This window comes from Gluconobacter sp. OJB (assembly GCF_039638275.1).
Lineage (GTDB): Bacteria > Pseudomonadota > Alphaproteobacteria > Acetobacterales > Acetobacteraceae > Gluconobacter > Gluconobacter cerevisiae.
This window is the reverse complement of sequence record NZ_JBDIWH010000009.1, coordinates 1-5669: the sequence shown is the minus strand read 5'-3', so window position 1 is coordinate 5669 and position 5669 is coordinate 1. Positions and strand designations below refer to the sequence as shown.

General features: G+C 53.7%; 6 protein-coding genes, 1 tRNA gene and 1 pseudogene. 3 read left to right on the top strand and 5 right to left on the bottom strand.

Translation table 11 applies throughout. The features are described 5' to 3' along the window. Nucleotides 1-528 precede the first annotated feature (528 nt). Entirely contained in the window at nucleotides 529-1287 is a 759-nt protein-coding gene (locus ABDK74_RS15845) for an MT-A70 family methyltransferase (RefSeq protein ID WP_289843974.1), read from the top strand. On the opposite strand, the gene ABDK74_RS15840 is transcribed toward ABDK74_RS15845, so the two are convergent. From ABDK74_RS15840 to ABDK74_RS15820, 5 genes are all read right to left on the bottom strand, one after another. Then, nucleotides 1284-1985 (bottom strand): BglII/BstYI family type II restriction endonuclease, encoded by a 702-nt coding sequence (locus ABDK74_RS15840; RefSeq protein ID WP_346004597.1) that lies wholly within the window; start codon nucleotides 1983-1985, stop codon nucleotides 1284-1286. The genes ABDK74_RS15845 and ABDK74_RS15840 overlap by 4 nt on opposite strands. A gap of 57 nt (nucleotides 1986-2042) precedes the next feature. Next, on the bottom strand, nucleotides 2043-2444 hold the full coding sequence (locus ABDK74_RS15835) for a helix-turn-helix domain-containing protein (RefSeq protein ID WP_346004596.1): 402 nt from the start codon (nucleotides 2442-2444) through the stop codon (nucleotides 2043-2045). Further along, complete coding sequence (locus ABDK74_RS15830; RefSeq protein ID WP_346004595.1) at nucleotides 2441-3004, bottom strand: helix-turn-helix domain-containing protein; 564 nt, start codon at nucleotides 3002-3004, stop codon at nucleotides 2441-2443. Before ABDK74_RS15830 ends, ABDK74_RS15835 begins: the two co-directional genes overlap by 4 nt. Nucleotides 3005-3536: 532 nt before the next feature. After that, entirely contained in the window at nucleotides 3537-4070 is a 534-nt protein-coding gene (locus tag ABDK74_RS15825) for an RNA 2'-phosphotransferase (protein WP_289843971.1), read from the bottom strand. A 147-nt stretch (nucleotides 4071-4217) separates the two neighbouring features. After that, entirely contained in the window at nucleotides 4218-4418 is a 201-nt protein-coding gene (locus ABDK74_RS15820; RefSeq protein WP_289843972.1) for a hypothetical protein, read from the bottom strand. Between the two features lie 234 nt (nucleotides 4419-4652). Here ABDK74_RS15820 and ABDK74_RS15930 point away from each other — a divergent pair. Further along, nucleotides 4653-5066 (top strand): annotated as a pseudogene (locus ABDK74_RS15930) (MobA/MobL family protein); the annotation flags it as partial. A 483-nt stretch (nucleotides 5067-5549) separates the two neighbouring features. Continuing rightward, nucleotides 5550-5625 (top strand) — tRNA-Lys (locus ABDK74_RS15805). Nucleotides 5626-5669: the final 44 nt, after the last annotated feature.

Below are 5669 nucleotides of genomic sequence, written 5' to 3'. Positions count from 1 at the left end.
CCGTTGCAAGCCCGCACCCTCTGGGTGATCCATGAAACGCGCCCCTCGCAGCCTTCAACACCATGTTTTATATAGGAAATATAATGGTCAGGACAGCGAAATCAGCGCCTTACTTGGGAAATGTGGGTCTAAATGGCTTGAGATACTTCGGTCAGTCTTTGAGGTTTTGCATGGTTTAGTGGAACGGATGCAGCGTTTGCTACCTATCCCAGATATCGACTGGGACGACGACTTGGGTAATGGAGCGGGGATGTAGGCGTTATAGCCGCTAAAATCCTCCTGTTTCATGAGCAAGCAGATATGCTCGGCACAAAGCGGAACAGACCCGGAGCGAGCGCAGCGCGGGAGCGCCGTAGGCCGCCGAAGGCGTCCGGGTGGGGGTAAGGTTGGATAAATCTTTATAATGGATCTTTTATTAGATCTATTATGGTGTATTAAAATCATATGAGCGAATCAAACATTACCCCTCTGCGACCTGATTTGTCCCCTGCACCTCTTCCAAAGGTTGTGGGAGGATTTTCTACCATTATGGCCGATCCGCCATGGCGGTTCTCTAACCGTACTGGAAAGGTCGCTCCCGAACACCGTCGCCTTGATCGTTACTCGACGATGACTCTTGATGCGATCAAGGAGTTACCTGTCAGTGAAGTAGCTGCAAAAAATGCGCATCTGTATCTATGGGTGCCTAATGCTCTTCTTCCAGAAGGTCTTGAAGTAATGAAGGCTTGGGGTTTCCGTTACGTTTCAAATATTATTTGGGCTAAGAGGCGTAAAGATGGTGGACCTGACGGTAGAGGTGTGGGGTTCTATTTTAGAAATGTGACTGAAATTCTTTTGTTTGGTGTGAAGGGCTCTATGAGGACGCTTAGTCCCGGACGTTCTCAGGTCAATATGATTGAAACCCGTAAAAGAGAGCATTCTCGAAAACCAGATGAGCAATTTGATCTTATAGAGGCATGCTCGCCGGGACCATATCTTGAGCTTTTTTCGCGACATCCTAATCCCGGATGGACGGCATGGGGTGATGAGGCGGCGGAAGAAGCCTCTCCCAGGGGGAAGACGCATAAAGGATATTCTGGGGGGCCGATGCTTCCCCCCCTAAAAACTAATGAGCACATTCCTGATGTGGTCGCATCAGCCTTAAGCCAAGAGCTAAGAGATCGCTATGAAGCTGGAGATAGTATTCGTAGCATTTCTGAGGACTCAGGATATTCAATTCAGAGAGTTAGATCACTTCTAAATATGTCTAATACGGTTATGAGACCACGTGGACGAAAAACAGCTTAAATATAAGGACTTCCATTCCAAGTGTGTTCGTTTGCGGCTACAATAAGAACCGGGCATGAACCCATAACACCTCGACGAACACGCAACTGAGCTTTGTCAAAAGCTGTAACTGTAGATGTTTTTAAATCTATAGGAAGTTTAGGATCTCTGTCCTCTTCTGGAAGAGTGTCTTGGTAGTCAGACCATAATTTCCTTGCAAGTTTAAGCAGGGATTCTCTGTCTTTAGTTATAATAACACCAGCAGAAATAACTCCGGCTTCGAACCAAGATCTGTATGAAGCTAAGTCTCTGTCTAAATTTCCATCTTTGGCGTTCCACTCAACATCAAGAACTATTCTATTTTTCAAATTATCTACTAAATATCCTTCTTGATATACAGGGGACAACTCACCTAATTTCTTCCCGTTCTTTCCATAAAGAATGCCCTTTGTTTCTAAATCTAATCTGGTTTCTTTCCATCCGCGGTTTCCGAAGAGAGTATCAATTTGCGCCGCAATATCTCCTCTGTTTCCTCCAGCCTTAAGCCAAGATTTAGGGTCAAGTCTGTAAGTAGATAATACCTCTACGATATCGTTCCACTCGCTTGGACAGACTGCTTTCATCACGGCAGCGGCAGAATTTGACTCCATAAATGCCCAATGATTTCGAGCGATAGGAGGTAGAACCTCGGGAAGGTCATATGTGAATGTCTCAAACATCCAGCGAACATGCTGGATCTAAAGGCGTCCGCCAAGACCTCACGGCTCATGTCGGGTTTACCAGAACCACCATTTGCGTGGTCGAGGTTCGACTAATTTCTGAGCAAGGTCACGCCAATGATCGCGGTCAGCCTCTATGGTCGCCCGGAGCGTCTTTTCGGCTTCGAGTTCGGCCTTCAAGCGCACCAGTTCCAGCGTGTCTTGGGCGATTGGATCGGGGTGTGCAGGGGTGTGCAGAGGGTGTGCACCGTTCTCTTCCTGCACAGTGTGCGCACACTGTGCAGGGTGTGCAGAGAGCCATGCATTCAGATCGTCGGATTTGATCCGCCACTGGTTTTTATTGTCCCGGAAAGCCGGCAAATCTGCTGATTTTATAGCTCGCATGATCGTCCAGCGGGAGACGTCAGCTACCTGTGCAGCTTGTGCGGGAGATAGGTGTGCAGGGGTGTGCGCGCTCACTGTGCAGGATCGTCGCGGCTGGTGGCAGGTAAGTCAGGTTCCAGACCGTCAAGAGATGGCTGGGAAGGGGGTGGCATACCGGGGCCGGTCGGTAACTGGCGCTCGCCTTTGAACATGGCCGGGATGGATTCAAGGGAAGGGAGGTCGTCTAGGGTTTCGGCGTCTGGCTGTTCTGTGGCTGAGACCACGACCGCCGCATCGAATAGAGCGTAACGCTGTCCAGCTCTTGCCCCGGACCACGCAACCCTGCGGTTCACGATGTAGGCGTTGGCAGTACCTGTCGGGCCGATCTGACGGACATCAATCCAGTTTCCGGACCGAAGGGTATCGAGTGCCCGCTGAAGCGTTGCTCGGGAGCACGCGCATAGTTCAGCAAGCGTTTTTTGCGACACGACCACAGCATTATTGCGACCCATGTGATGTACCAGCGTCATCATCACAGATGCAGCGCGAGGGTTTTCCATCCCCAACCGTGACCAGCGTTCCAATGCTGCTCGTTCGACCTGCACCCATGAGCCGGATGGAGCCGTTGTTACTCCTAATTCTCGAGTCTTCACCACATCACCCTATGCCTTCGCGCCTATGAGGCAGGGGTGCCTCATAGGTGAGAGAAAAAACACCCGAAAGGAAATATATCTGCTCACGTCATGAGCAGATTTCACTCAAAACCATTAGCTAAATTTTTTCAAAAATAAAATAAATATCGCCATTGAATGAGCAGATTTCGCTCAAACCTGCCTCACCAGCTATGAGGCAGGGGTGCCTCATAGCTGGTGAGGCACCCCCCCATCGTAACATTCTGATAAACAACAACTTTTTTCGTTTCTCTTTCTATGATCTTAAGGGCCGTCCACGAAGCCCACGGGACGAGGCCCGCGAACGCCCTCGTGAGCGGTAGCGGGCCTCGGGTCCTGTGGACCCTCGGGGGCGGATCAGAGAGCTTTTTGACAGGGAGTTATCCACACCAGACGCCTTCGGCGGCCTACGGCGCTCCCGCGCTGCGCTCGCTCTGGTGCTGTAAGGTCAGCAGAACCTAGCTAAAGGGGATTTGCTCAAGGGGAAGGAGTATGTGGGGACAGTCCATGTTTCCCCTCAGAACGCCAAATAGGTCGGAGAGACGCTAGGAACGAGCCACACGCCATTGTCGGCCTGATAGAAGGGAAATCTATCCCGAAACATCAGACCGGCCTCTACGGCCAAAATAACGGCCTTTCCGTGTCGCTCCCCGACACGTTGCGCCGTCTCCCGGTCGGCGGAAAGATGGACCATCTGGCGGCGGCCCGGTTTCAGACCATCCCGGAAGATCGAGGGCAGGTTATCACGGGCGGTGCCATGCCAGAGCCGATCGGGCGGCTGGACGGCGGGCAGGTCGAGATCAACCGGCAGGGAATGACCCTGCGCGGCCCGGATGCGCTGACCGTCCGGGGAGAGAGTGAAGCGCCGCTTGTCGTTCATCTCGACCACCCGTCGCAGGGTGTCGAGGTCGAACGGCTTGCCCGCTCGTTTCGCCAGCCGGATCAGGTCGGGCACGTTCGCCCAGCCCTGCCCGTCCAGCGTCAGGCCGATCCGTTCCGGTTCATGTCGCAGGATTAGGGAGAGCAACCGGGCGATTTCGGAATCCTTCATCGGATGGCCGAAAAAGGCGTGTATGCTCCGAACACTTTCATAGAACAAACCCTCTACAGGCACCGGAAATCTGCGGTTTTTTAGGCATGTCGGGTCGTATCGACCTGTGTCGATTCATGTCGAGTTGGTCTTATCTGTGTTGCATCGTTACAGCTTGGGTTCATCCTTACCGATTAGCCATGTCTTGAACTCATCCCGGTGGCTTGGATGTATCCAACCGGAGACGCGCACTAACCCTTTAGCCCGTTGTTCTTCCCTGTGTTTTTCAGAGCGCGCCCGGTTCTGTGCCATCATGGTGCGGTAGCGTTCGGCAAGGTCGGCGTCGTCGTTTTTTCTTGCTTCAGACACGGTTTTGCAGTCCTCTTTTGATCCCGAGCATTAAGCGAGGGCGCACATATGGATTACTAACGTAATCCGTGCGGTGTTGGCAACACACTGAAAGCGTTAGCGGTAACGGTGGCAATCTATAGCGTAAACGTGTCAGCTATCGGGAAAGGCACACAGAAGCAGGCGGGAACGGCTGGCGCTCATGTCAGCTACATCACCCGCTCGACCGCTGCCGTTGCTGTGTTGGCCGAACGGATGCCGACTGCCCGGATCGGCTCACGGGGTGGTGCCGCCCGGAAGTGGCTGGACGAGCAGGAGCAGGCCGACCGTAAAAACGGGCGCGTTGTCACCAAGGTCATGGTCGCCCTGCCGCATGAATTGACCGACGAGCAACGCGCCAACCTGGTGCGGGACTTCTGCGAACGCATGACTGCTGGCCGTGGCAGTTGGCTGGCTGCCATCCATCGACCGTCCGGAGACGATGCCCGGAACCATCATGCTCACATCGTCCTACGTGACAAGGATTTCGAGACCGGCAAGGTGGTTGTGGGCCTCTCGAATGCCAAGTCGGTGGATCTGATCCGAGCGGAGTGGGAGCGGTTTGCCAATGCCGCACTTGATGCAGCCGGAGAAGCCGCAAGGATCGACAGGCGCAGTCTGGCCGCTCAAGGGGAGACGCGAGAAGCGGGCGCGCATGTAGGCCCTGCTGTGACGGCCATAGAGCGGCGGGGAGAGGTGAGCGCTGTTCGCGTTCGGATCGAGAGCCAGCAGAAGCCCAAACCCAAGCCTCTGTCGCTTTCCGATCTGATATCGACTGCTGATGACCCCGAACAGGAAGCGCGGGATGTGGAGGAGTGGCTTGCCTATCAGGCGCGTCTCGAAGCGGAGCATCGAGCGGTAGAGGTTGAGCGCCAGAGGAAGGAAGCCATCAGATTCCGGAACGCGAAACGCCGGGAGATTCTGAAAGAGGCATCCGAACTGGTAGAGCGTGTCAAAGGTCCGGTTGAAGATATGGAGCGATGGAACAGTCAGCATAACGTGTGGGACTGGAAAGAACTCAACCCTGTTTGGGTGTCTGAGCGCCGGGACGAGTTTGCCCGGTTACAGGTGCGGTCTGATGAGCTGACGCCACGAGCGCCGTCTAATGCGGATGAACCGGTAGCTCAGTTGGTAGAGCATTCGACTTTTAATCGAATGGTCCTGGGTTCGAGTCCCAGCCGGTTCACCATTTTTCCTGAGAAGAGCAGATGTCCCTACGTCCGACCGCGATCC

What these genes read in the sequence shown, in the direction of transcription:
- ABDK74_RS15845 (WP_289843974.1), top strand. Translation starts at nt 529, where the DNA reads ATGGCCGATCCGCCATGGCGGTTCTCTAACCGTACTGGAAAGGTCGCT.
- ABDK74_RS15840 (WP_346004597.1), bottom strand. Translation starts at nt 1,985, where the DNA reads ATGTTTGAGACATTCACATATGACCTTCCCGAGGTTCTACCTCCTATC.
- ABDK74_RS15825 (WP_289843971.1), bottom strand. Translation starts at nt 4,070, where the DNA reads ATGAAGGATTCCGAAATCGCCCGGTTGCTCTCCCTAATCCTGCGACAT.